This window comes from Hyphomicrobiales bacterium (genome assembly GCA_039973685.1).
Taxonomy (GTDB): Bacteria; Pseudomonadota; Alphaproteobacteria; order Rhizobiales; family JACESI01; genus JACESI01.
This window is the reverse complement of the sequence record JBDWKL010000003.1, coordinates 1-26773: the sequence shown is the minus strand read 5'-3', so window position 1 is coordinate 26773 and position 26773 is coordinate 1. Positions and strand designations below refer to the sequence as shown.

General features: G+C 49.7%; 23 protein-coding genes. 5 read left to right on the top strand and 18 right to left on the bottom strand.

Translation table 11 applies throughout. The annotated features are described in order from the left end of the window. Window positions 1-49 precede the first annotated feature (49 nt). Window positions 50-1525, top strand: a complete 1476-nt coding sequence (locus ABJO30_00480; protein ID MEP3231283.1) for a PAS domain-containing methyl-accepting chemotaxis protein — start codon at window positions 50-52, stop codon at window positions 1523-1525. Here the strand turns inward: ABJO30_00480 and pta are convergent. The 3 genes from pta to ABJO30_00465 form a co-directional block, all read right to left on the bottom strand. Further along, complete coding sequence (gene pta, locus ABJO30_00475; protein ID MEP3231282.1) at window positions 1522-2517, bottom strand: phosphate acetyltransferase; 996 nt, start codon at window positions 2515-2517, stop codon at window positions 1522-1524. The two genes, ABJO30_00480 and pta, sit on opposite strands and share 4 nt — an antisense overlap. A gap of 5 nt (window positions 2518-2522) precedes the next feature. Continuing rightward, entirely contained in the window at window positions 2523-4301 is a 1779-nt protein-coding gene (gene xsc, locus ABJO30_00470) for a sulfoacetaldehyde acetyltransferase (protein MEP3231281.1), read from the bottom strand. Window positions 4302-4441: 140 nt separating this feature from the next. Beyond that, the gene (locus ABJO30_00465; GenBank protein MEP3231280.1) at window positions 4442-5410 is read right to left on the bottom strand and encodes an alpha/beta hydrolase; all 969 of its coding nucleotides are present in this window, start codon (window positions 5408-5410) and stop codon (window positions 4442-4444) included. A gap of 113 nt (window positions 5411-5523) precedes the next feature. Between ABJO30_00465 and ABJO30_00460 the strand changes: the two genes are divergently transcribed. Then, entirely contained in the window at window positions 5524-6288 is a 765-nt protein-coding gene (locus ABJO30_00460; GenBank protein ID MEP3231279.1) for an SDR family NAD(P)-dependent oxidoreductase, read from the top strand. A gap of 12 nt (window positions 6289-6300) precedes the next feature. Here ABJO30_00460 and ABJO30_00455 read toward each other — a convergent pair whose 3' ends face one another. Then, entirely contained in the window at window positions 6301-7158 is an 858-nt protein-coding gene (locus tag ABJO30_00455; GenBank protein MEP3231278.1) for a LysR family transcriptional regulator, read from the bottom strand. Between the two features lie 114 nt (window positions 7159-7272). On the opposite strand from ABJO30_00455, the gene acdA reads away from it, so the two are divergent. Together acdA and ABJO30_00445 are read left to right on the top strand one after the other, a co-directional pair. After that, the gene (gene acdA, locus ABJO30_00450; protein ID MEP3231277.1) at window positions 7273-8499 is read left to right on the top strand and encodes a 3-sulfinopropanoyl-CoA desulfinase; all 1227 of its coding nucleotides are present in this window, start codon (window positions 7273-7275) and stop codon (window positions 8497-8499) included. 238 nt (window positions 8500-8737) lie between these two features. Beyond that, window positions 8738-9097, top strand: a complete 360-nt coding sequence (locus tag ABJO30_00445) for a hypothetical protein (GenBank protein ID MEP3231276.1) — start codon at window positions 8738-8740, stop codon at window positions 9095-9097. A gap of 123 nt (window positions 9098-9220) precedes the next feature. On the opposite strand, the gene ABJO30_00440 is transcribed toward ABJO30_00445, so the two are convergent. From ABJO30_00440 to ABJO30_00385, 12 genes are all read right to left on the bottom strand, one after another. Further along, complete coding sequence (locus ABJO30_00440) at window positions 9221-10183, bottom strand: arginase family protein (GenBank protein MEP3231275.1); 963 nt, start codon at window positions 10181-10183, stop codon at window positions 9221-9223. Between the two features lie 81 nt (window positions 10184-10264). Then, window positions 10265-11572 carry a branched-chain amino acid ABC transporter permease gene (locus tag ABJO30_00435; GenBank protein MEP3231274.1) on the bottom strand — a complete coding sequence of 436 codons (1308 nt, stop codon included), beginning with the start codon at window positions 11570-11572 and terminating at the stop codon, window positions 10265-10267. Further along, on the bottom strand, window positions 11569-12579 hold the full coding sequence (locus tag ABJO30_00430; protein MEP3231273.1) for a branched-chain amino acid ABC transporter permease: 1011 nt from the start codon (window positions 12577-12579) through the stop codon (window positions 11569-11571). Before ABJO30_00430 ends, ABJO30_00435 begins: the two co-directional genes overlap by 4 nt. Window positions 12580-12583: 4 nt before the next feature. Then, window positions 12584-13288, bottom strand: coding sequence for an ABC transporter ATP-binding protein (locus ABJO30_00425; protein ID MEP3231272.1), 705 nt, complete (start codon window positions 13286-13288; stop codon window positions 12584-12586). Next, on the bottom strand, window positions 13285-14091 hold the full coding sequence (locus tag ABJO30_00420; protein MEP3231271.1) for an ABC transporter ATP-binding protein: 807 nt from the start codon (window positions 14089-14091) through the stop codon (window positions 13285-13287). Before ABJO30_00420 ends, ABJO30_00425 begins: the two co-directional genes overlap by 4 nt. Window positions 14092-14154: 63 nt before the next feature. Then, window positions 14155-15348 carry an ABC transporter substrate-binding protein gene (locus ABJO30_00415; protein ID MEP3231270.1) on the bottom strand — a complete coding sequence of 398 codons (1194 nt, stop codon included), beginning with the start codon at window positions 15346-15348 and terminating at the stop codon, window positions 14155-14157. Window positions 15349-15614: 266 nt separating this feature from the next. Beyond that, window positions 15615-16844, bottom strand: coding sequence for a TIGR03862 family flavoprotein (locus ABJO30_00410; protein ID MEP3231269.1), 1230 nt, complete (start codon window positions 16842-16844; stop codon window positions 15615-15617). Next, window positions 16837-18648 carry a single-stranded-DNA-specific exonuclease RecJ gene (gene recJ / locus ABJO30_00405; GenBank protein ID MEP3231268.1) on the bottom strand — a complete coding sequence of 604 codons (1812 nt, stop codon included), beginning with the start codon at window positions 18646-18648 and terminating at the stop codon, window positions 16837-16839. The genes ABJO30_00410 and recJ overlap by 8 nt, the downstream gene beginning before the upstream one ends. 17 nt (window positions 18649-18665) lie before the next feature. Then, window positions 18666-19655, bottom strand: coding sequence for a class II fructose-bisphosphatase (gene glpX / locus ABJO30_00400; GenBank protein MEP3231267.1), 990 nt, complete (start codon window positions 19653-19655; stop codon window positions 18666-18668). Between the two features lie 45 nt (window positions 19656-19700). Beyond that, a complete protein-coding gene (locus tag ABJO30_00395) occupies window positions 19701-21017 on the bottom strand; it encodes a homoserine dehydrogenase (protein ID MEP3231266.1) in 1317 nt (438 codons plus the stop codon). Window positions 21018-21088: 71 nt separating this feature from the next. After that, a complete protein-coding gene (locus tag ABJO30_00390; protein MEP3231265.1) occupies window positions 21089-22261 on the bottom strand; it encodes an LL-diaminopimelate aminotransferase in 1173 nt (390 codons plus the stop codon). 72 nt (window positions 22262-22333) lie between these two features. Beyond that, window positions 22334-22753: a hypothetical protein gene (locus ABJO30_00385; GenBank protein MEP3231264.1), complete on the bottom strand. Its 420-nt coding sequence runs from the start codon at window positions 22751-22753 to the stop codon at window positions 22334-22336. A 296-nt stretch (window positions 22754-23049) separates the two neighbouring features. On the opposite strand from ABJO30_00385, the gene phaC reads away from it, so the two are divergent. Continuing rightward, the gene (gene phaC, locus ABJO30_00380; protein MEP3231263.1) at window positions 23050-24957 is read left to right on the top strand and encodes a class I poly(R)-hydroxyalkanoic acid synthase; all 1908 of its coding nucleotides are present in this window, start codon (window positions 23050-23052) and stop codon (window positions 24955-24957) included. A 10-nt stretch (window positions 24958-24967) separates the two neighbouring features. Here phaC and ABJO30_00375 read toward each other — a convergent pair whose 3' ends face one another. Continuing rightward, window positions 24968-26554: a DUF4166 domain-containing protein gene (locus tag ABJO30_00375; GenBank protein MEP3231262.1), complete on the bottom strand. Its 1587-nt coding sequence runs from the start codon at window positions 26552-26554 to the stop codon at window positions 24968-24970. Further along, window positions 26551-26773 (bottom strand): DCC1-like thiol-disulfide oxidoreductase family protein (locus ABJO30_00370; GenBank protein MEP3231261.1); only part of this gene is annotated, 223 nt, incomplete at its 5' end. The genes ABJO30_00375 and ABJO30_00370, both read right to left, overlap by 4 nt.

Below are 26773 nucleotides of genomic sequence, written 5' to 3'. Positions count from 1 at the left end.
ACTTCCACCCATCATCCTAATCACATAAACGTTATCAGGTGGCCCTTCTATGTTTACTCGGAACAAAAATTCAGACGCAAAGTTTGCGGCGATAAACCGATCAAAAGCAATAATCGAATTCAAAATTGATGGCACTATACTGGATGCCAACGAGAACTTCTTAAATACCGTCGGCTATGAAAAGTCGGAAATTGTGGGTAAACACCACAAGATCTTCGTGCGCGAAGAAGAACGGAACCACGCAGACTACCAGAAATTCTGGGATAGCCTGCGCAGCGGAGAGTTCAAATCAGATGAATATTGCCGCATAACAAAAGATGGCAGTGAGGTTTGGATCCAAGCAACTTACAACCCCCTTATGGGTTCTAATGGCAAAGTTTTTGGCATAATCAAATTTGCGACCGATATCACCGAGCAAAAAATGCGCGCAGCTGATTTCGAAGGCCAAGTCGAAGCAATCAACCGCTCACAGGCTGTTATCGAATTCAACCCTGAGGGCATTGTACAAAATGCAAACCAGAACTTCTTGGATGCAACAGGCTACAGGCTAGATGAGATTGCTGGTCAACACCACCGCAAGTTCATTATTGAAGAAGAAACAGATCCAAAAGAATATGAGCAGTTTTGGCTAGATCTCAATGATGGGAAATACCAATCTTCTGAATTTAAACGTCGTTCAAAATCTGGCGAACCTATCTGGATCCAAGCTTCTTACAATCCGATTTTTGATCCAACAGGAAAACTCCAAAAAATCGTCAAATATGCGACTGATATTACTGAACGAGTAAAAAATAGAATGCGTTTGCTCGAAGCGCAGAAGGTCATTAATTCAGAATTGAACAGCATTACCTCTGCGGTAAATATTACAAATGACCAGGCAAATTCAGCCTCTGCTGCATCCAACCAAGCGTCTCAAAACGTTCAATCTGTAGCCACAGGCACAGAAGAGCTATCCGCTTCCGTTGGTGAAATTGCAAATCAAGCTAAATCTGCGTTGAACATTTCTTCAAGCGCTGTTGATCAAGCAAAATCAACAAACAAAATCGTCTCTAGCCTTGCTGATGCAGGCAACCAAATTGGGGAAGTCGTCGAGCTTATCAATAGCATCGCAGAAAAAACCAACTTGCTTGCTTTGAACGCAACAATTGAAGCAGCACGTGCTGGTGAATCTGGTCGCGGCTTTGCGGTTGTTGCTTCTGAGGTGAAAACACTCGCAACTCAAACATCAAAAGCAACCGACGAAATTAGTTCTCAAATCACAAGTGTCCAAGACAGCACAAAGAATGCCGTGAGTGCAATTGAGACGATTACAGAAACGATCACTCAAATCAGTGATATTTCAATGACGATTGCGACAGCTGTTGATCAACAACAAGATGTGACGAACGAGATTTCGGCAAACATGTTGCAGGCATCTCAAGGTGTTGAAACAATTGCTGAAAGCATTCTAGAGATTGCTCAATCAGCGCGCGAAGCATCCAATGCAACTGAGAAAGCAGCAAAAACCTCAGCGTCTATTGCTTAAGATTGGCTTTGAACAGCCGTTACAGCAATTAAATCATAAACATCCTGTGCAGAGCAGCCGCGAGAAAGATCATTCGCGGGCTTTGCGAGGCCCTGCAAAAATGGGCCAACAGCCTTAGCCCCGCCAATGCGCTGGGCGATTTTATAACCAATATTGCCCGCTTCTAAGCTTGGAAAAACAAAAACATTTGCATCCCCTTGGATTGCACTGTCTTTCGCTTTGGATGCTGCAATGGATGGAACAAAGGCAGTGTCAAACTGCATATCATCAGAGATGATCACGTCTGGTGCAGCCGCTCTAACAATGCCGGTAGCCTCCCTCACCTTATCAACCCGTTCATGCGATGCACTGCCAGACGTTGAAAAGCTCAACATGGCAACACGCGGTTCCGCATTCAAGAACTGCTCGCAAGACTTGGCTGAGGCGATTGCAATATCTGCGAGCTCTTCGGCAGATGGGTCGACGATCAAAGCGCAGTCACCGAACAAATAGGCGCCCTTCTTCTGGAAATGGTCATCTTCGCAGATCATCAAGAACACACTGGATACAACCCGCGCGCCTTTTGCCTTACCGATAACTTGAAAGGCTGCCCGCACTGTATCCGCAGTAGTCGCAACAGCGCCCGCTACCGTGCCATCGGCATCACCATTACGCACCATCATCGCCGCATAATTGAGCGGATTGCGTATCGCGTCTGTGGCATCACGCTCGCTGATACCCTTGTGCTTGCGCAGATCATGATAAAGGCCAGCATAGGCGCTAACATCTGCAGTTGCAGGATCAACAATATTGAAATCACTGGCTGAATAGCCTGAAACCGAAAGTGCGGCGGAAATTTTACGCTCATCGCCCAAAAACGTAATGGTTGCCAAACCATCCGCCTGCGCCTTCGCGCCACCTTCTAATATGCGAGGGTCTTCACCCTCCGCTAAAACCACATGACGACGGCTATTTTTAGCCGCCGCTTTGATTGTATCTAATACCGAAGGCATCCGTCTTATGCACCAGCCTGTGGGCGCATATCTGCTGGATCAATGCCCGCAACGGAAACAGGTTTCTTCATCGCATCACGACGGAATGGCTCACCGAGCTCTTGGTTCAACACACATTCAATGAATGTCGTCACACCGTCTTTCATTTGCGCTTCAACTGCATCATTGATCGCATCTGTCAGCGCAGACATAGAGCGCACTTGCACGCCTTTAAGGCCACATGCATCCGCCACCTTTGCATATTCAACACCGAGGTTCAGTTCTGTGCCGACGAAATTATCTTCAAACCACAAAGTCGTGTTGCGCTTTTCAGCACCCCATTGATAGTTACGGAAGATCACCATTGTGATTGGCGGCCAATCGTTACGACCAACTGCCGTCATCTCGTTCATTGAGATACCGAAAGCGCCGTCACCAGCAAAACCAACCACTGGCACGTCTTCGCGGCCAATTTTCGCGCCACAGATCGCAGGAAGGCCATAGCCACACGGGCCAAACAAGCCCGGTGCCAAATATTTGCGGCCTTCTTCAAAGGTTGGGTAAGCATTGCCAATCGCGCAGTTGTTGCCAATGTCAGACGAAATGATCGCCTCTTTTGGAAGTGCTGCTTGAATTGCGCGCCAAGCCATACGAGGAGACATCCGATCTGGCTCACGGTCACGCGCGCGTTCGTTCCAGTCTGTGCCTGGGTCATCATCTTCGTGGTCCATGGAGGATAGAAGCTGAAGCCATGCTGACTTGGTTTGATGGACCAAAGCTTCACGCTCATCACGACCTTTATCGCCCGCACTTGGTGAAAGCTTAGCAAGCAATTGCTCAGCCACCATCTTCGCGTCACCTTGAATACCAACTGTTACTTTCTTGGTCAGGCCAATGCGGTCTGAGTTGATATCAACTTGAATGATCTTCGCGTCTTTCGGCCAATAGTCGATGCCATAGCCCGGTAAGGTCGAAAATGGATTGAGGCGCGTGCCAAGACAAAGCACCACATCGGCTTTCGCAATCAACTCCATCGCAGCCTTAGAGCCGTTGTAGCCGAGAGGGCCTACGGATAACGGGTGACTACCTGGGAAAGCGTCATTGTGCTGATAGCCGCAGCATACAGGCGCGGATAATTTCTCAGCCAGTTTAGCAGATTCAGGAATAGCACCACCGATCACTACACCCGCACCGTTTAAGATGACGGGGAATTCAGCTTCTGACAAAAGGTCAGCTGCTTGTTGGATCGCAGTCAAACCACCACTTGGAAGTTCTAGGCGCACGATTTGTGGAAGCTCCACATCAATTACTTGCGTCCAATAGTCACGCGGCACATTGATTTGAGCTGGACCGCAACCACGAAATGCTTTTTCGATCACACGGTTGAGCACTTCCGCCATACGAGACGGGTCACGCACTTCTTCTTGATAGCAAACCATGTCTTCGAACAATTTCATCTGCTCGATTTCTTGGAAGCCACCCTGCCCGATTGTCTTGTTCGCAGCCTGTGGTGTCACCAGCAAAAGCGGTGTGTGGTTCCAGTAAGCGGTTTTTACAGGCGTCACGAAATTGGTAATGCCCGGACCGTTTTGCGCGATCATCATAGACATTTTGCCAGAGGCACGCGTGTAGCCATCTGCCATCATGCCTGCATTGGTTTCATGGGCGCAATCCCAGAACTTGATGCCAGCTTTTGGGAACAGATCGGAAATAGGCATCATAGCAGAGCCAATAATCCCGAAAGCGTGTTCAATACCATGCATTTGCAGGACTTTTACAAAGGCCTCTTCAGTGGTCATTTTCATTGGACCATGTCTCCCAAAATTTCTCTATAAGCTAAGCGAAAGGCATCCGTTTCGCGGGCAAGTTTCCATGTAGCACGAAAACGGTATCTGACCAATTTTCGATAGGACCAAAACAAACGATTGGATAGTCCACTCTGGTTCTATTTTAGACGTTTTATCCATTCAACGGTTGTGGTGGTCACAAGGCCGTTTGTTCGCGGGCTTACAGCATCACCAGCAAGCACATGATGGTTACGGTGGCCTGATTGATCAATCAAGACTTGCTCAACCGTTCCGCCTATCCGATTGATCGCACTTGCTGTCGCCTTTGGGCTTACGGTTTTGTCCTGTAATGAGCGAAAAACCAACGTTGGCACATCAATATTTTCAAGCGGCGCCTCGTTGGCTTCATTGGTAATACGGGCAAGCGGCATAAGAGCCGATGTTGCATGAGGTATAGTCCATACATGTTGAACCAACCTATTGCTTGATGCTCTTCCGCGCATCGGCCCAAGGATCAGTGGCACAAATTGCCGTGCAAAAGGAAAACTTAACAAAGCACTGGTTGGATCAGCGAGGCCAAAATTGGGTGAGATCATCACATGGCCCGCAATCATATCGCCCCATTCAGGCTTATGGGCATGAAGGTAAGCGGCCAGCGAACCACCTGTCGAGGTAGAAACCACAATCAACTTCTTACCCAACCGCGCACCAATGGCAAGCGCTTCTGCTGCATCATTCAACCAGTCATCAGCGTTGGCCTCAGCCATCGCCTCCGCCGTGCGCCCATGGCCCTTCAGCCTTGTGTAATAAAGATTAGCACCAAGCGCTTTCGCCACTTGATCAGGCACTGGCTGCACTTCAGCGGATGAGGCTGAAAATCCGTGCAGATAGACAATCGCAATGTCCGTTTGCGCACCGCGTTCGCCATGCCAAATAATTTGCTTGTTCAAACCCTGCCGAATGTCGCTAAACTTGTTCTCTTGTTGGACGAGATATTGATCAAGGTCATCACCGATAGACGCTTGATCAAAGGTCACCTCACCGTCAAACGGTTCACGCGGGCCAAAAACAAAGGCAAGCCCTAGTGCCAAACACAAAAGCCCAACAAATTTCAAAAATATCTGCATCGCTACGTTCACTTTAAAACCAAATCAGTCCCAGCACGTTAGCATACTCTAGGCTATTGATTACCCCTTAGAATGCAGTCAAATTAAACTCACAAAATTCGGGAGAAGATTCAATGCAGGCAGATTGTTTTGATGGTCGCTATGAAGGCCAACGCGTGATCATTACGGGCGGCGCTGGAGGTATTGGCAAAGCCATCGCTGAACGCATGCACAACGAAGGCGCGACCGTCGTTTTATGGGATCATGATCAAGAAGCGTTGAATGCCGTTAAAGGTGAGCTTGGCGACCGCACCCATGCCATGCAAGTCGACATAACCGACGCTGACGCCGTGCAGGAGGCAGCAGACCGCGTTGCTAAGGATTTAGGCGGTATTGATGGTCTCATTTGCAGCGCTGGCATAACTGGCCCCAACACGACCACATGGACCTATGGCGTTGATGATTGGAAGCAGGTGTTTGATGTGAATGTCCACGGCCTGTTTTATTGCAACCGCGCCTGTGTCCCCCACATGATCAACGGCGGCTATGGCCGTATCGTCAATATCGCGTCTGTGGCTGGTAAAGAAGGCAACCCCAACGCGCCCGCTTACAGCGCTTCAAAATCAGCCGTCATCGGGCTAACAAAATCACTCGGCAAAGAATTGGCCGTGGCAAAGCACGACATCATGGTGAACTGCGTAACACCAGCCGCTGCACGCACCGCAATATTCGATCAAATGAGCGAAGAGCACATTGCGTTTATGCTGTCAAAAGTACCCATGGGCCGTTTTGCCTTGGTTGAGGAGATCGCAGCCCTCGTTTGCTTTTTAACCAGCAAAGAATGTTCGTTCTCAACAGGCTCAGCTTTTGACATCTCAGGCGGTCGCTCAACCTATTAGCGCAGCCAATGCTCAGCAATCAAAGAAGCTGAGTATCTCATCCACATTGTCCGCGATTACACCGCGACGTTGATGGACAAAAACCAATTGCCTCGTCACAGCTTTAGGCGCAAGCGGGCGAAGAGAAATGCCCTCATTCGCATGGCGTTCCACGTCTGGTTTTGGCAAAATACCAAAGCCCGCGCCCGCTAGAACGCATTCGGCCACCGCTTCCACACTATCAAGAACAATCACCTCTTTGGGTGCCAACCGTTGTTCGCTTAAATGATCTGCGATGAGTTGGCCAATACCCGTTTTGGGCATGAAATGGATAAAGGGCAATTCCATCATACAGCGCTCAATCGACCATTCACCCGCTTGCTCTGGCAGGCAGAAGAGCAATTCTTCAGTCGCCAAAACATGGGATTTAATAGAACGCGGCAAACTGGCGCTTGTTACAACGGCGGCATCAAGATCACCGTGGCTTATTCGCTCCACCAAATCATCAGAAAGGCCTGTTTGAACGGCAAAAGATGCTTGTGGCGCGTGAGCACGGGCATTCATCATGAAGCGAGGCAGCAGCCGCACACTTGAGGTTCCAACAAAGCCGATACGAAAATCACCAGTCAGCCCCTCTCCCTGTTTGCACACAGCAAAAAGCTCAGCACTCGTGCGCGATACAGCGCGGGCTTGCTCAACAACGCGCCGCCCCATCGGCGTGAGTTTCGGTGGCCGATGCGTGCGGTCAAAAAGCAGCACTTCAAGCTCCTCCTCCAAACCTTTCATCTGCATACTAACAGCGGAAAGCGTCATGTTCAGCTGGAGAGCTGTTTGCTGAAACGATCCATTGTCCGCAATGGCAATCAAAGTATTGAGGTTTTTCAAGTTCATCGCAGGATTATATTCAAAATTAATGAAGATATGATACACATTAATTCGATTGCTTAAAATTTGCAAATCCTCGACACTTAGCCCTTAGGGCAAATTTCATCGAGAGTATTCACCATGCAGCCAGTCGTCACTGAAGCACAAGAATTCGCACGCGACCTTGCAACGACCAAATTTGCTGCCCGCGCTGCTGAATACGATCAAGAACGCCGCTATTGCTGGGAAAATGTCAAAGACATGGTAGACGCTCGCCTCATGGGCATGAGCATCCCAACCCGTTACGGCGGCAAAGGCGCGACCCCCTTTGAAGTAACCCTCGTCGCTGAAGAAATTGCCCGCCATTGCACGCTCACCGCTCGCGTTTTCGTTGAAGCCAATATGGGCGGTATTGGCGCTATCATGCATTACGGTACTGAAGAGCAAAAGAAGCTCTGTGCCCCCCTCGTTTTAGCAGGCGACAAACCCGCCATTTGCATTACCGAACCAGATGTTGGCAGTGCTGCCACCTCTATGAAGACCACAGCGAAGCGTTCTGGTGATGGCTACATCCTCAATGGTGCCAAACATTGGATCACGGGTGGCGGCGTTTCAAAAATTCATCTCATCTTTGCACGCGTGCTTGATGAAAGAGGTCGCAGCGAAGGCATTGGCGCGTTTATCGTCGTGATCGATCATAACAACCCGACCCAAGGCTTTCATGTGGCTGGCCGTGAACGGACCATGGGTCTTTGCGGCATGCCGGAAGCTCACCTAGAATTTGACGACCTTTTTGTGGACGCCTCCATGCGTCTTGAAACGCCATCAGGACCGCAAGGTTGTTTTGGTGATTTGATGACAGCTTATAATGCCCAACGTGTTGGTGCAGGCACCATTGCTCTTGGGGTCGCCGCTGGTGCCCTTGATGAAGCAAAACGCTACATGAAAGAGCGCGAGCAATTTGGCCGCCCCATCGCAGAATTTCAGGGTCTCCAGTGGAAAATCGCGGATATGGAAACACAAACCAACGCCGCCCGCCTCATGCTGCATGACGCTGCGAAAAGCACACTGGACCTCATTCCCTTCCCTGATATGGCAAAGTCAGCACAAGCGAAGCTCTTCGCCTCCGAAGCCGCGATCAAGGTCGTCAACGAAGCCCTACAAATCTTCGGCGCACGCGGTTATGGATCGAATGAAAAAATCGAACGCATGTACCGCGATGTCCGCATGTTCACCATCGGCGGCGGCACGGCAGAAATCCTCCGCAACCAAATCGCAGGCGACGCACTGGGTATGAAAACCCCGCAGACACGCAACGGCTACATGATGAACAATGCTATTGGTGGGTTTGTGCAAGCGGCTGAGTGATAGAGTTTGTTTGCATCGACACCGAAGTGCAAACAGTTTCGGGCGCAGCTAATGTCAGCAATGCGGACAAAGCTACCATGTTTGGATTAGTGGTAATGCCTCTTGAGGGAGAATTCCAAGGTTGCAAAACCTTCTGAGAGGGCCATGAAAACAATTGGTGGAAAGTTAGCAACATTTACAATGTAAAATAGGACCGATAAACTCAGAAAAGCCCAGTACCCGTGAAGGTGTGAAACTGATGAGTAGAGGAAATGATCTTGGTGATCTTGGTGCTGCACTGACAGACCTCAATGGTGCTAAGTCAGGGATGTCTCAAGGCGAAGCTTTGGCGAAACACCATAAGATGGGCGTCAGTCTCCTTAATGATCGTATCATCGCTTTGGTTCTTATTATGACAACCGTTGGAAGTTTCGTCTTTGTGAACGTAGCATTAGGCTGGTTTATGCTGTTCTTTTGGATAATCACTATTCCCACATACTACTGGATAAGGAAAAGGCGATTGAACCGAATTCGTGAGCAGCACATCGAAGAACTTCGGTCATCTGCTGAAGATATTAGCGAGCCTTTCAAAACCCACGATATTCTTATCAGTCTATGAAATAGGTCAATTCTGCAGGCTATTCATAATGTTATTCCACTTGAAAAGGTACAGATAAAAGAGATTGGTGTGCCGAGATCACACTCACAGCAAACCAATTACTTACGTCCTCAACGTTCTAGCTCACCGCCCCGCCTCATGCTGCCGAGCAATCAGACCCATGGTCGTTGCAACCAACCGAGAAACCGTTAGTCCGCCGATACCATCGACATCGACCTCCGGCATGATTTCCACGAAATCGACGGCGGCAATTCGGCCTTGGTCTTTGGCGGCAGAGATCAATTCTAGAACTTGATAATAGCTCAAGCCCCCAGGTGCGCGGCCAATGGTGTTGGGGGCGATTGAGGGGTCCATGGCGTCGACGTCGATACACAGGATAATATTGTCCCCCGCCCCTAATTCTTCAATCACTGGCTGAAGGCCGTGGCGATGCACATCTGGCCCTGTGAAAAACTTCACGCCCCATGCAACTGCGTCATCAAAATCTGAGGAATGGCCAGAGCCAATGCCACGGGCGCCAACCTGAATGATCTTCTTTATATGATCCATTTCAGACGCACGCCGCATTGTGGATGACAGCCCAAGCGTTTCGCCCATATGGCTCTCGCGCCAATCAATATGCGCATCAATCTGTAAAATCGTGTAGCTCTCGCCCGTATCTCCCAGCGCATCAAGCATGGGGATTGGGATGGAATCGTCACCACCCACCAAAATTGGAACCACCCCACGACTGACGACAGTGGAAATGGCGTTTCGTATGGTTTGCCTGTTCTTAGCAAAATCACTGTCACTCCAAGGCAGATCACCACAATCAACCGCACGTTTCATGCCCTCAGCGAAGGTCGGCCCGCCAAGGTCAAAGTTGTGACGATCAATATTTGCCGTGAGTGAGCTGATGGCTTTGCGCAATGACGCCGGACCATTTTGAGCATAGGCACCAACTGATCCGTAAGGTGTTGCACAGGGTGCGCCGATAAAGGCCGATGATGCGTCAATTGTCTCTAAGTCTTCGCAGGCTTCTAGGCCGAGAAACGTTTTCGCTTCCGTCGCGCCAAACAAGGCCGCAAGATCTGGCTTATTGCTCATGATAACCCCCATTTTGAATGCAGGCCAAATGCGGCCTGCACTTCCATCAACGAACGCTACTTTAGGCAATTAAGCGGTTTGCTACCGCTTCGCCTCCGGTATCAACCCACGCGGGCTGAACCTCAGCACCAGTAGCAATATCAGCCCCATGGTCATCAGTCGCATATGGGCAGCACTTTCAATCAGGTGAGCGCGCAAGGTGCTTTCTTCGGCAAGGCCCGACGTGATGATGCTCATCAGCCAATGGCCGAGCGGTTCAGCTTCGACCCATGCAAACCAGATCAAGAACCCGCCCAATATCGCACCAAAGTTATTGCCAGAACCGCCAACGATCACCATCACCCAAATCAAGAAGGTGAAGCGCAATGGTTGGTAGGAGGTCGGGGTGAATTGCCCATCAAGCGTTGTTAGCATTGCGCCTGCAAGACCGATCACCGCGGAACCAAGAACGAAGATTTGTAGGTGACGACCCGTCACGTCCTTGCCCATCGCGTTGGCAGATACTTCGTTATCTCGGATAGCGCGCATCATACGGCCCCACGGGGAGCGCAGTGCTTTTTCGCAGAGATAAAGCACCACAAGCATCACAATCAGATAAAGCCCTGCATAGCTGAGCTTCACGAACAAAGACGAGAATTCAACGATGTTAAAACCAAGATCAGCGGCCAATTCCTGATAGTAAGGCGACTTTTGAATATCCACCTCATAGGCAACCGGACGCGGCAGACCGACAACATTTTTAACGCCTCTCGTCAGCCAATCTTCGTTCTTCAAAAATGACACGATGATTTCAGAAATACCAAGTGTTGCAATCGCCAGATAATCAGAGCGCAGGCCCAACGAAATTTTGCCGACAACAAAAGCAGCACCCGCCGCCAACACACCGCCGAAAATCCACGAGATGATGATTGGCAGACCAAGACCACCCAGATAGCCCGTTCGTGCTGGTTCGACCAGCTCGATCGCTTTAACCGCTGGATCAAAGAAGGTGCGACCAGCGATATAACCAATGGCCACGATAACAGCGACAAGGAACAAACCTGGCGGGCCATATATCTTCAACCGCTTATAGCTATAAACGCCTGCGACAATGGTGAGGATGAATAGAACGATCGCAATCCAAATGTCACTACCGCCCGCTTGAATAGCCTCAGGTACAGGTGACACTGAAAACAGCACAGCCGCAACGCCACCAAGAGCTGCAAAGCCCATGACGCCCGCGTTAAACAGTCCAGCATAGCCCCATTGCATGTTCACACCCATGGACATGACAGCTGAGATTAAACACAGATTGAGGATGGCGAAAGCAACCGACCAACTTTGTAACAGGCCGACTAAAACAAGCAGGCCAATCATTGCACCGTAAAGAAGGAGAATACGTGTCGTCATAATGTCTTCCCACTAAAGATACCGGTTGGTTTCACGAGTAGAACCACCACCAAAATGACAAAGGAAACGGAGAATTTGTAATCCGTCGACAAAAGCTGAACCAAGCCTTCCGGCGCCCAGTCTTCGGGCACGAGGTAGGTGATGACGCGCTTATAAGCGTAAGTCACGGTGACTTCCGAAAACGCGATGACATAGCCACCGACCACGGCACCAACAGGGTTCCCCACCCCACCAACAATTGCGGCAGCAAAGATTGGTAGCAAGAGCTGCTGGAAGGTGAACGGTTTATAACTCTTATCAAGGCCGTAAAGCGTGCCAGCAATGGTTGCAAGAGTTGCAGCCAGTATCCAAGCAATCATCACAACGCGGTCAGGATTGATGCCTGAAAGCAACGCCAAATCTTCGTTATCTGAATAAGCGCGCATGGATTTACCAGAGCGCGTTTTATTCAAGAACCAAAACAGCAGCGTTACACAAATGATGGTGGTGATTACTGTAATCCCCTGCGAGGTCTTAATAGCAAGCCCCTCGTCCAGCCCTGTCATCTGCTTGAAATCACGCGCCTTGATAATAAAGCGTGCGCCATCAGACACCCGCTGATCATCTGGCCCAATAATAAAGCGGATCATACCGTTCATGAAGAACATGATACCGACTGAGGCAATGAGGAAGATAACCGGCAGTGAGCGTTTTTTGCGGTAGAAGCGATAAACAAAGCGGTCTGAAATCAGCACCATGATAATCGTGGCGCCAATACCAAAAGGCAAAGCCAATAGAACGGTTGGCAAAACGCCTGCCGTAATACCCCACGATTTAAACAGCCACATGAACAGGATCGAGAACATCGCACCAAATGACATGGTTTCGCCGTGGGCAAAATTTGAAAAGCGCAAAATGGCGTAGACGATTGTGATACCGAGCGCACCCAACGCCAATTGACTGCCATAAGCAAGCCCTGGCACGAAGACGAAATTGGTAAAGACAATGAGGGCGTTTAAAATTTCCATTTGATCAGCCCCCCAAGAACGCTTTGCGGACTTCAGGGTCAGCCATTAGCGCCTCACCCGTGTCCGTATATCGATTGCGCCCTTGCACCAACACATAGCCTTTGTCGGCAATGTTCAATGCTTGCTTGGCGTTTTGCTCAACCATCAAAATCGCGATACCCGTGCGGGCAATTTCGATAATGCGGTCGAAAAGTTCGTCCATCACGATGGGTGATACACCCGCCGTCGGTTCATCCAACATCAAAACCTTTGGTTGGGTCATAAGTGCCCGCCCTACGGCCACTTGTTGGCGTTGACCACCAGAAAGTTCACCAGCCGGTTGGCGGCGTTTTTCTTTCAAAATCGGGAACAGCTCAAACACTTGTTCCATCGTGGTCGCAAAATCATCCTCACGAATGAAGGCCCCCATTTCGAGGTTTTCTTCAACGCTCATAGACGTAAACACATTGGAAGTTTGCGGCACAAAGGCCATACCTTTATAAACGCGATCTTGTGGTGACAGCTTGGTGATGTCCTCGCCGTCCATTTTCACAGCACCCGTGTGAATATCAAGCATACCAAACACGGCTTTCATCGCCGTGGACTTGCCCGCACCATTAGGACCAACGATCACAGCAATCTCGCCCTTCTCAACACCGATTGTGCAATCGTGGAGAATGTCAGCGCCACCGTATCCGCCCGTCATATTTTCACCGATTAGGAAGCTCATGACTTGGCTCCCTTCTTTGCCGGTTTATTTTTAAGGCCAGTCCCGAGATAGGCTTCGATCACCTCCTCGTTAGATTTGACCTCTTCCGCGCTGCCCTCAGCCAGCACTTTCCCCTCAGCCATGACGATCACGGGATCGCAAAGACGGGAGATAAATTCCATATCGTGCTCAATCATACAGAACGTGTAACCACGCTCTTTATTAAGCCTCAAAATCGCATCACCAATGGTATTAAGCAGCGTACGGTTTACGCCTGCGCCAACCTCATCAAGAAACACAATTTTCGCGTCGACCATCATAGTGCGGCCAAGTTCAAGCAGCTTTTTCTGACCGCCGGATAGATTTCCAGCAAGTTCGTCGGCTACATGAGAAATCTCGAGAAACTCTATGACATCGTTTGCTTTTTCACGCACACGCTCTTCAGCATCGCGCACCTTGGCCGGACGTATCCATGTATCAATCAAGCTTTCGCCCGGTTGATCACCCGGAACCATCATAAGGTTCTCGCGCACGGAGAGTGTGGAAAATTCATGGGCAATTTGGAACGTCCGCAACATGCCCTTGGAAAACAGTTCATGCGGCTTCAAACCGGTGATGTCTTCACCGTCCAAATAGACCTTGCCAGAGGTCGGTTGATAAGCCCCCGCGATCACATTGAACAGGGTTGTTTTGCCCGCACCATTCGGCCCGATCAATCCGGTGATTGATCCAGTTTCAATACTGATTGATGCACCATCGACCGCTCTAATGCCGCCAAAATGCATGTGCACGTCGTCGACAACGATCTTCGCTGTTTGCGTCATTAAAGTAGTCTTCTTGTAAAATGGGAATGGTTCGGGGACAAAGCCCCGAACCAAAAGGGTTGCTTAGCGGTAGCCAACAGTTGAGAGTTTTTGAGCTTTAATCTCAATCTCTTTGTAGTTACCAGCACTTTCGCCTGGGCCAATCAGCTCAACAGCAGAAGCACCAACATAGTCGATGTCTTTGCCTTCTTTGATAAGCTTAAGCGCTTTAGCAAGTTCGCCAGGGAAGATTTTCTCGCCTGGTGCATTTGCAACTTCAAACACTTTTTCTTTGAGCTTAGCACTGTCTGAAGAACCAGCAGCTTGCATTGCAAGCATGATCAAGGCTGCAGCGTCATATGATTCACCAGCAAATGGACTTGCGCCATCAAAACCAGCAGCTTTACCCATTTCAGCAAATTTCGCAGCACCTGGGCTATCTGTACCTGGTGCAGCACCGTATGAACCGTTCAAGTCATCACCGATTGCTGTTGGAAGCGCATCGCCAACCATGCCGTCTGGCAAGTAGAATGTGTCGAACGCACCTGAATCAAGTGAACCTTGGATGATGCCTTTGCCGCCTTGGTCAAGGTAGCCAGCAACAACAAGCACTTCACCGCCAGCAGCTGCAAGAGCGCCAACTTCAGCGCCGTAGTCGCCTTTGCCATCTTCGTGGGCTGCAACGATTGTTACTTCGCCGCCTGCTGCCTTAAAGTTTGCAGCAATAGCGTCTGAAAGACCTTTACCGTAGTCATTGTTGGTGTAAGTCAACGCGATTTTCTTCACGCCTTTACCAGTCAAAATGTCTGATACGATTTGACCCTGACGTGCATCAGATGGGGCTGTACGGAAGAACAAGCCATCATCTTCAGCTGTTGTAAGGCCTGGTGATGTTGCAGATGGAGAAATCATTACAACGCCATTTGGACGCGCAACGTTTTGAAGGGCTGCACCGGTTACACCTGAACAGTCACCACCAACAAGTGCTTTAACACCGTCAGATGTGATCAAACGCTCAGCAGCAGCAGTCGCCGCAGCAGCATCCGTACATGTTGTGTCACCACGAACAGCCGTTACTGTTGAGCCATCAAGCAAAGCACCACTGTCTGATACTTCTTTGATTGCAAGCTCAGCACCTGGGCCCATGTTTGCTACAAGCGATTCAATTGGACCAGTAAAGCCCAAGAATACACCAAGCTTAATGTCTTCAGCTGCAGCCGTTGCCACGGAACCTGCAAGCATTGTTGTTGCCAAAGCGGCAAGCGCTAATTTTCTCATATTACTCTCTCCCTATTGCAGCCATTGGACTGCCTTTAAAGTTGGTCGAAATGCTCAATCTTGATGGAGTTAGCAATTCGACTTCCCTGAACACTGCTCCTCCGCAGTGTGGCTAACAAAACATGAAAGCCGATCAGATGATTAGCCACACTAACGAATTTTATTGAATGAACAAGTCTTTAGAACCTGCTTCGAGTTAAAAAGAAAATAGTTTTACTTCTTAATTAATACGACGGCGCCTCAAGGCCAGTGCACCAACCAAGCAGTCACTTTTCGCCACCCTCGTTTGATAGCCATTCCAAAGCTCCACGCCCTGCCCGTCGCCCTGTCGCCAAACAAGCCGTGATCAAGTACCCGCCTGTTGGCGCATCCCAATCCAGCATTTCACCTGCAACAAAGGTGCCTTCACGTGTTTTCAGCATCAAATGCTCATCGAGCGCATCAAACATCACACCGCCAGCAGTACTGATTGCTTCATCAATGGGACGCGCAGCCGTCACAGGCAGCTTAAGTGCCTTTAGCTGGCTTGCCACATCCTCAGCGTTGTTAACATCAAGATCAGGCGCACAAAGCCTTAGAAGACCTAACTTAACACCCTTCAAGCGAGCTACCTTGCGGGCATGGTTTGAAAACGAATTCTTGCCACGGTCACGGGCAAAAGCATTGGTTAGCTTGCCATGCTTTACATCAGGCAGAAGATCAAGCGTGATCTCCCCTTGCCCGCTGAGTAGACGATCTCGAATGGCGGCACTTTGCGTATAAACAACACCACCTTCAATACCCGTCTTCGTCACCACAAAATCGCCGCGCGCAGATTTACCATCGACAGTGAGGGTAACATTCTTCACTGGCTCGCCTTCAAAGCGCGACGAAAAGTGCTCATCCCAAGCACAATCAAAGCCGCAATTTGATGGTTGAAAATCTGCAAGCTCAACGCCCTGCCCGTTGAACGGCTCAGCCCACGCCCCATCAGAACCAAGCCGCGACCAACTCTTGCCGCCGAGTGCAAAGATGGTCGCTTTCGGCTCAACGCGCAAAGGACCGTCCGGCGCTTCAAACAACAACGCAGCGCCATCAAAGCCAGCCCACCGATGTCTTGCATGGAAAGTCACACCAAGCTCTGTGAGCCTTTGAAGCCACGCGCGAAGCAGTGGTGAAGCCTTCATAGATTTAGGAAAAACGCGGCCCGACGTGCCGACAAATGTTTCCTGTCCCAATCCTTCGCACCATTCAACGACACTGGATGACTCAAAATCTAAAAGAGATGACTCAAGCTCTTTATTGCGACCAACAAATCGTCTCAATAAATCAACATAATGATCTGATTTTGTTATATTTAATCCGCTTTTTCCAGCCATCAAAAATTTACGGCCAAATGTCGGTTTCGCATCAAACAGATGCACGTCGACACCTTTAAGTGCGAGGGTTTCTGCCGCCATCAAACCAGCAGGTCCGCCACCAATAATGGCGCAGGTGGGTGTGAGAACATCAACCATTAGACGGTAACGCCGCATCAATGAGGCGGAGTTGAACGCTTGAGCGCCCCTGCCATGTATTCTTAGAAAGTGTACCTGCTAAATGCATTTGTTGTTGCCGTCCTTCTAGCAATGCTTTGCCGAGTGGTTGATCGGCGCTCCTAAATGCGATGGCCGCGAGGGTCGCGCCATCCGCCGACTTCGCCGAAACTTTTACATGCCCATTCCCCACCACATCCGCGTAGGTGATACGGTGCGAGGGAAAGGCAAACACGGGGGCTGGATGCCCTGCCCCATAAGGGCCAGCACGATCTATCTCGCCCAGCAAATCCAAAGTTGCAGCACGGGCCGTCAAAGCCGCATCAATAGTGAGCGAACTACCTGCACGCGCTGCCTCAACATCAGCAGTCAAGCGCTCGTCAAAGAAAGCACGAAGATCACCAAGCTTGTCTTTGGCCACAGTCAATCCAGCTGCCATCGCGTGACCACCGCCTTTTTCCAAGATACCTTGCGCCACTGCCTCACGCACAGCACCGCCAAGATCAACGCCGCTTATAGAGCGACCCGATCCCGTACCCTTGCCATTCTTATCAAAGGCGAGTGCGAAAGCTGGACGGCGATAGCGGTCTTTTAGACGGGAAGCAACAATGCCAAGCACACCGGGGTGCCAGTCATCGCCTGACGTAATCACCAAACTTGGCCCGCCAGAGATGTCACTATCAGCACCAACCTCGGCATAAGCTTGTGCGTCTGCTTGCTCCAGCATCAGCTTTTCATAGGCTTGGCGCTCAGTGTTCAACACATCAAGGCGTTGCGCCACCTCTTCAGCCGCGTATGCATCATCCATGGTCAAAAGCCGCGCGCCAAGGCTGGCATCACCAACGCGCCCACCTGCATTAATACGAGGACCAAGCAGAAAGCCTAGATGGTAAGCTGCCAGCGGACCTTCGACCCGCGCAACCTGAGAAAGAGCGGCAAGCCCCACATTACCAAGCTTGCGAGCCGCAATTAGACCCTTTGTGACAAATGCCCTGTTCAACGTCTTAAGCGGCACCACATCGCAAACGGTTCCCAACGCCACAAGATCAAGCAAATTCAATAGATTAAAAGATTTAGCTGAATCAGAATATTCAGCCATTTCTCGCATTAAACGATGGGTTGCCACCACCGTCATAAAGGTCGTGCCAACGGCTGCCATATGGCCAAGGCCAGAAGTATCGTCATGCCGATTGGCATTGACCACAGCCGTTGCAAAAGGCAGTTCATCACCCACTTGGTGATGGTCCAGAACGACAACATCAACGCCGCGCTCTTTCGCTGTTTCCAAGGCATCGAAACTCGTAACACCACAATCAACTGTCACGATAAGCTGTGCACCCTCATCAATCAGCGTGCCGATTGCCGTTGGGTTCGGGCCATAACCTTCGATGATACGGTCTGGGATATAGATGCGCGCGTCCACCCCGAAATGGGTCAAGAAACGATAAAGCACCGCAGACGAGGTCGCACCGTCAACATCATAGTCACCAAAGATCGCAACCTTCTCACCAGCTTTAATAGCTGCAGCCAACCGCTCCGCCGCTGGCTCCATGTCTTTCATAACATAGGGGTCAGGCATCAAGTCTTTTATGGTTGGGTTGAGAAAGCCCGCTGCTTCATCAGCAGCAATATCGCGCCCTGCTAAAATACGAGCAACCAGATCAACGGTTCCCGTCTTTTGCGAAATATCGAGCGCCACGTTGTCGAGGGCGGGCGTTAAACGATCAACCCAGCGTTTACCACCAATTGATCGACTAACATTAAGGAACGTCCGCCCTTCGAGCATGGTTTTTGTCCGCCAAGCTACATCTGAAACTTTGAGACGTCGCTGTGAACACCTTTGATATAGCGCACAGTGCCCGTAGATGACCGCATCACGACCGTATCAGTCACGATACTATCACGGTTCATTTTCACGCCTTTCAGCATATTCCCGTCGGTCACACCCGTTGCAGCAAACAACACATCACCTTTGGCCATTTCTTCCATAGAGAAGATTTGATTCACATCAGAAATGCCCATAGATAGGGTACGCTCACGCTGTTCTTCATTCTTGATGACAAGACGACCAAGCATTTGACCACCCGTACAACGCAATGCAGCAGCAGCAAGAACACCTTCAGGTGCACCACCCTGCCCGATGTAAATGTCGATACCAGTTTCCTCTGGGTCTGTTGTATGAATGATACCAGCAACATCACCATCGCCGATCAAACGAACAGAGGCGCCTGTGCTTCTAATTTCTTCGATAATTTTAGCATGGCGAGGACGATCCAACACACAAGCACGAATATGTTCGGGCTTTACGTCTTTTTCTTTGGCCAAAGCACGAATGTTATCAGAAGCTGGTGCTTCAAGATCGATAACGCCAGCACTATACCCTGGACCAATCGCAATTTTATCCATGTAAACATCTGGTGCATAAAGCAAATTGCCAGTGCGTGCCAATGCAATAACAGCCAGTGAGTTTGGCGTGTTCTTCGCACAAATCGTGGTGCCTTCGAGCGGATCAAGAGCAACATCGAGCTTTGGACCAGTGCCTGTGCCAACTTCTTCGCCGATATAAAGCATAGGCGCTTCATCACGTTCCCCTTCACCAATGCGCACAACGCCTTGGATTGGAAGTAGGTTGAGTTCGCGGCGCATCGCATCAACGGCAGCTTGGTCGGCGGCTTTTTCATCACCCCGTCCAACCCAAGCATGCGCAGCAACGGCAGCAGCTTCGGTTACTCGCCCAAGTTCCATCGTCAACTGACGGTTGAGGCTTTCCATTCCATCAATGTCTTTACCCATTTTGTATTCTCCTGAATTCCATACCTAAGCTTACAAGCTTGGCACTTAAGATAGCTTTTCAATACGGATCATTTTCGGCTCACCAACAACATTTCCATCTTGTTTGATGAATGTCAGAGCATCCGCAATCGCTTTTTCGTTTGTTTCATGGGTAATGATGATCACAGGCATAGCTTTGTTGCCCGCATCAGTTCTCGCTCCATCTGAATTTTCGCGCTGAACCACACTTTGCAGTGAAATTTCACATTCAGCCATACGGTTTGCAATGCTTGCAAACGCACCTGGGCGATCATAAAGATTGAGAGCAATGTAATAACCACCTTCATGGCGGCGCATGCGTGCCTGCTCATAAGGTGCAAGACTGCTTGCAGGTTTGCCAAAAACTGGAAGTGCTATACCGCGCGCGATATCGGCAATGTCACCAGCAACAGCAGATGCCGTCGCATCCCCGCCAGCACCCGGCCCGCTAAGCATAATGGATCCAAGTAGATCAGTTTCAACGGTCACAGCATTGGTAACGCCATCAATCTGTGCAATCGCAGACGCAGCTGGAACCATAGCAGGGTGAACACGCTGCTCTATCCCGCTATCGGTTGCTTGAGCAACGCCCAGAAGTTTAATGCGATACCCCAGCTTGTCAGCTGCTTTAATATCTTCAAGCGTAATTTCTTGGATACCTTCAAGATAGATTGTATCGAATGAAACCTGTGTGCCAAAAGCCAAACTGGTCAAGATCGAAAGCTTATGCGCTGTATCATGGCCGCCAATGTCAAATGTCGGGTCAGCCTCAGCGTAACCAAGCTTTTGCGCATCAGCCAAGCAATCTTCAAACGAGATTTCATCAGCTTCCATGCGGGTTAAAATATAGTTGCATGTACCGTTCATAATGCCGAACACGCGGCGAATTTCATTGCCAGCTAGAGATTCACGCATTGCCTTGATAATCGGAATACCGCCAGCAACAGCGGCCTCATAGTTGAGGCTCACATTGTTTGCTTCTGCCAGTTCTGCCAATTCAACGCCGTGTTTAGCCAGCAATGCTTTGTTCGCCGTCACAACAGACTTGCCAGCCTTAAGCGCTGCAACAACGCTTTCCCGTGCTGAGCCCTCATCACCACCGATAAGCTCTACGAACAAATCAACATCATCACTTTGTGCAAGGGCAACCGGATCATCAAACCACGTCATGCCATCCATCGAAAACCCACGATCCTTATCGCGCGAGCGAGCGCTCACAGCGGAGATTGAAAGCTCAACATCACTTCCTGCAATCATCTGATTGGCTTTGCTTTGAATAATATGGACAAGGGCTGCGCCAACCGTACCAAGGCCAGCGATCCCAAGACGAACGGTATTAGACATAGTTTCTCTACTTTCTTGAAGCAAACACGCGTTGGTGTTGCAAAACGTTATTTCTTCTGCACTGTCAAACGCTATTGCGCAAGAAAGCGCTTCACGTTTCTCGCCGCTTGGCGAATTCGTTGTTCATTTTCCACAAGCGCGAGCCTGACGTGTTTGTCACCATACTCACCAAAGCCAATTCCAGGAGCGACAGCAACGCCTGCTTCTTCAACAAGCAACTTGGAAAACTCCAGTGATCCAATATCTTGATAAGCATCAGGGATCGGCGCCCAAGCAAACATTGTCGCTGGCGGTGATGGAATATCCCATCCCGCTTGAGCGAAGGCATCAACCATCACATCGCGTCGGTCTTTGTAGATTTTCCGCGCATCTGCAATACAAGCATCATCTCCATTAAGGGCTGCCGTTGCGGCCACCTGAATGGGTGTAAATGCGCCATAATCTAGATAAGATTTCACCCGTGCTAGCGCTGAAATCAACCGCTCATTACCCACCGCAAAACCCATGCGCCAACCAGGCATTGAATAGGTTTTGGACATGGAGGTAAATTCAACGGCGACATCCTTCGCGCCCTCAATCTGCAAGATAGAAGGTGGCGGGTTATCGTCGAAATAGATTTCTGAATAGGCCAAGTCTGAAAGAATGAAGATGTCGTGCCTTTTCGCAAACGTCACACAGTCTTTATAAAAATCCAAATCTGTCACATAGGCGGTCGGATTGGATGGGTAATTCAAAATCAGCGCCAATGGTTTCGGAATTGAGTGACGCACGGCTCTCTCGCACGCATAAAAGAACTCTTCGTTTGGCGTTGCAGGCACAGAACGAATAACACCGCCTGAAATGATAAAGCCGAAAGCGTGGATTGGATAAGTTGGGTTAGGCACCAAAACCACATCGCCCGGTGCCGTAATGGCCTGCGCCATATTGGCAAAGCCCTCTTTCGAACCAAGGGTCGCAACAATTTCAGTTTCTGGGTCCAGCTTTACGTCAAAACGTCGCTCATAATACGCAGCCTGCGCTTTACGCAATCCATTAATACCCTTGGAAACCGAATAACGGTGTGTCTCCGGGCGCTGCACCGTTTCCACAAGTTTCTCAACAATATGCGGCGGCGTCGGCAAATCAGGGTTACCCATGCCAAGGTCAATAATATCTTCTCCATTGGCGCGGGCTTTGGCCTTTAGTTTATTGACCGGTTCAAAAACATAAGGGGGTAAGCGTCGTACCGAATGAAAAGTATCCATTATTATCTCGAATTCTTTAGGCGTTTGGGAGGAATTGCGACTTTAAGGGAATTGTTTGATGATTTAACGAGTTTAGTCGCCTTTGCAAACAATTTCCCCATCTTCCTGCTCTTTACAAGCAGCAGCAATTTCAGCGCGCGCTTCGTCACCATGAGTTCGGGCTATCGTTTGAAGGCGTTGTTGGGAAAGCTCAGCTCGTTGGGCCTCAATATCACTTCCCGTTCTTTTGCGAGAATCACCAAGCGCCTGCAATTCGGCATCAAGGCGGGCTCGTTCAATTGTGGGTTTTAAGGGAACCTTGCGGTCATATTTCCCACCGACGAAAACTGGAAAGCCCTTTTTATCAACAGAACCGGTGCGTTGCGTTTCAAAGTCAAACGCGCCCTGCTCCGTTGTGGCCGTACACCCTGCCAAAGCAACAAGCAACAATCCAACAAGCACTTTCACAAAGTGCCTTCCAATCGCAATTGCCATTTGTTCAAAGTTAAACATCGATGAGCCGTACACTTTCTAGAATCACTACCGCGGATTTTGCGACAAGAACTTTTTAAACGTCATAACGTCATAACGCCATAAACTCAATAAACAAGCATATCAGTCAAATCGCCACCAATTTAGACAAACCAACAACCAGCCTGTCCAGTTATTAAGCTCTACAAGACGTTATTTCAACAATAGCTGCAAACCTGCTATGCATGAGGACTAAATAACAACTATTTGCGAGACATTTTTGTCAAAAATAAGTAGTTAATATAACAGCGACATAAATACTGGAGCCCGCAGGCACGATGACGGCTAAAAGTGATCAACCAATCGACAAGAACACAAGCAAAAAATCTAAGGTAGCTGATGAGAAAATCAGTGGGGACGAAAATACGGGAGCTTTCAATTTAAACAATCTGTTGGATGATCCTGAAAGTTTCGCTCGCAATGCCAGCGAAGCAATGAGCGAAATTGGTAATGTTGCTGCTGCCATCATGAAGCCAATTGAACAGCGCGGTAATGACCTGGATACGTCAGATCGCTTTCAAGATTTCTTCTCATCCATCGCAGCCGTCGGCAAGCATTGGGTTGAAACACCAGAAAAAGCGCTAGAAGCTCAAACCCGCATCACTCAGCAATATATGGAGCTTTGGGCCAGCTCAATGAAACGCTTTTCCGGTGAAGAAGCCGAGAATACAGTCGAGCCAGCCGCAGATGATCGCCGCTTTAAAGATGAGCAATGGGAAGAAAACCCACTGTTTGATTTTCTAAAACAGGCCTACCTCATTACAGCAAATTGGGCCGATGATCTGGTCACAGAAGCCGATACATTAGACGATCACACGCGCCTCAAAGCCAAGTTCTACGTCAAACAATTGATGAATGCGGCCTCACCCTCAAACTTTGCTGGCACCAACCCTGAAATTCTGCGCGAGACCCTAGAAAGCAAGGGAAAAAACCTTGCTAAGGGCATGAAAATGCTTGCTGAAGACATGAAGGCTGGTGATGGTGGAATACGTCTGCGGCAATCCCCGCCAACTGCTTTTGAAGTCGGTAAAAACCTCGCAACAACCAAGGGTGATGTGGTTTTTCAAAATGAAATTTGCCAAATCATCCAATATGCGCCGACCACTGAGAACGTTAGAAAACAACCAATCCTCGTGGTGCCACCTTGGATCAATAAATATTATATTCTCGATTTGAATGAACAAAAGTCACTCATCAAATGGATGGTCGACCAAGGCAACACTGTGTTCGTTCTGTCTTGGGTGAACCCAGGGCCTGAGCTTGCCGATGCAGGATGGGACACCTACATGCAACGCGGCATTTTTGATGCGTTGGATGTGGTGACATCCATCTGCCCGAAAACGAAAGTTGATCTGGTTGCTTATTGTGTGGGCGGCACCCTCGCCTCCATCGCACTTGCCCATATGGCGAAAACAGGCGACGAGCGGATTGCCTCTGCAACCTTCTTCACAACACAAGTTGATTTCACCCATGCAGGTGAGCTTTTGGTGTTCATTGATGAAGGACAAATTGAGGCGCTTGAAAAGGTGATGGAAAACCGCGGCTTTCTTGAATCAGGCCGCATGTCGACAACCTTCAACCTTTTGCGCTCCAACGATCTGTTCTGGTCTTATGCCGTCAACAACTACCTCAAAGGCAAAGAACCCCGCGCGTTTGATCTGTTGCACTGGAATTCAGACAGCACCCGCATGACGCCGAAGAACCACGCGTTTTATCTGCGTCATCTTTATATGCTGAACGATATCACCGAGGGCCGCGTGCACTTGGCGGGAGAAGACATTGATCTTTCAAACATCAAAATCCCCATCTTCACCCTTGCCACAAAAGATGACCATATCGCACCAGCAAAATCTGTCCTACGTGGTTCAGCCTTCTACGGCGGCCCCGTTGAGTTCGTACTTGCCGGCTCAGGCCACATTGCAGGCGTCGTGAACCCACCAGCGAAAAAGAAATATGGCTTCATGACAAGTGGTGAGACCATTGAAGAGGGCAACAATCTCGACCACTGGAAAGAGACTGCAACCGAGCACGAAGGCTCATGGTGGCCCCACTGGGACAAATGGATCCGCAGCCTTGATGATGCACAGGTAAAAGCGCGCGCTATTGGGAACAAAAAGCACCCAGCGATTGAAGCTGCACCAGGCTCTTATGTTAAGGCGCAGAGTGTTGGGGTGGATGGGGAGTGAAAGGCATTTATCACGCCCCCGCCTCTAAATATCCTTGATAATGAACCATCAACCCGCCAGTCAGCGGCGCGCGTAATTCTACGTCGAAGTGAAAACGCCCATCCACCGCAGTCTCTTTCGCAACGGAGATCGGCAGCAGCCATTTTGGTAAAGGTATCGGGCCAAGTCGCCCAGATTTTACTGGGAAATGAAGCGCACCGTCTGCCACCTTTAAGCCCAGTAGAAAAGTAAAGGGAAAGAAGCTTTCGCTCATCCCTTCATCCGTTGCCTTCAAATGCGACTTAAAGGTTGAGCCACCAAAACGGCGGTTCCATGTTTCACCTTGGGGTGTAACGGCCTTTGTGACCGCCACCTCGATATCGTCGCTTGCTGCGGGAAAGCGGAACAATAGCGCAAGAAGACGAGGCCATAAGCCAGCCCCTCGGCGCACAGAGGCCCGTCCCTTCCATTGGCTAATATGCATCGTTTTATGGGTTGCCTGTACTTCGGCTGGAAGATCACCAAAGCTTGCTTGCAACACCTTTAGAAACAAAGGTTCGACAGGCTCAATAATCTGCTCTGTGATAACCCCAAGGTCTTCCAACGCCGCCTCCACTTCATCAAGAGAAATAACATCCAGGGCAGCACCTGCACCGATTGGAAGCTCAGCCCGACGCAACAGCGCACGGATTGCGACCGCTGGAATATACGGGCCCTTGCCACCCTCAATGAGCAAACGCCAAGAGCGCCGTTCATTCCCAACAAGAATCATAACCGACATCCCGCCAATGCCCGTGCCAAATGATTGCAAGAGATCTGCAGAAAACTTAGCAACGTGCAAAACCACCCCATCAACGCCGAATGGCCAGATCATGCGTATTTTGGAAATTACCGCCAAACCCCATCGCATAACACCAAGTTCTAGCCCCGCACGAAAAACCACCGTTTCAGCGTTGAAATATTTAGGAAAAATATGGCTATCAGGCACTTCAACCTGCCATGCTTGCCGCTTAAAACCATGGGGCAACTCATACGTTTGAGGATTGGACCAGCCAACAGCATCGACCCATTTATTGCCACGCCAATATGAAATGGGCTGTCCTGTTTGCTGCAAAATAGACGCCATAACAGACAAGCCTCTTGGACTTTTATTACCGGGCAAAATTGCACAATCAATCAGCGTTGGCGTTTCGTCATTTGCAAGGGCTGCCACAGCAGCACTCGATATTGCTGGCGCGGTCGACAAACCAGAAAGCACACAAACACCTGCCGCCTGCGCACGTTCATCAAGCTTATCGATGCCGGCGCAAAATTCGGCGTTGTCTGAAAAATCTAAGTAGTGAACACCCAGTTCAATGGCCTCACTTGCAAGCCTATAAGGCGTGTCACCATAGCCATGAAATGGACCAGCAGCATCAACCACAACGTCGAATGCGGCAAGGGCAGAAAGGTCACCAGACCGGTCGATCCGCAATGCTTCACAACCGACCCGTTTCGCAGCAGCTTCAGCTGATTTGAGATTTCGACCAGCAATGCAAACATCATGTTTATCGGTGGTCAAAAGTTCAGCCAATCGAACACCGAACACCCCATAACCACCGACGATTAAAATCTTCATAGCATCAACCGTTTTTGGAAATCTGGATCAGGTAGCGCGCACATATCTTTTTTGCCAAACAGGGCATATCGGTTCCGTGCCAAGCGGATATAGAGCCAGTTACGGATGGGTTTTGGCAAAATCCAAAGCACACTCATCAACCTCCCCCAACCACCAAACAGGCGACATGCATAAAGCACGCCCTCAAAATCTGAGTGAGCAACACCTTGATCGACAAAC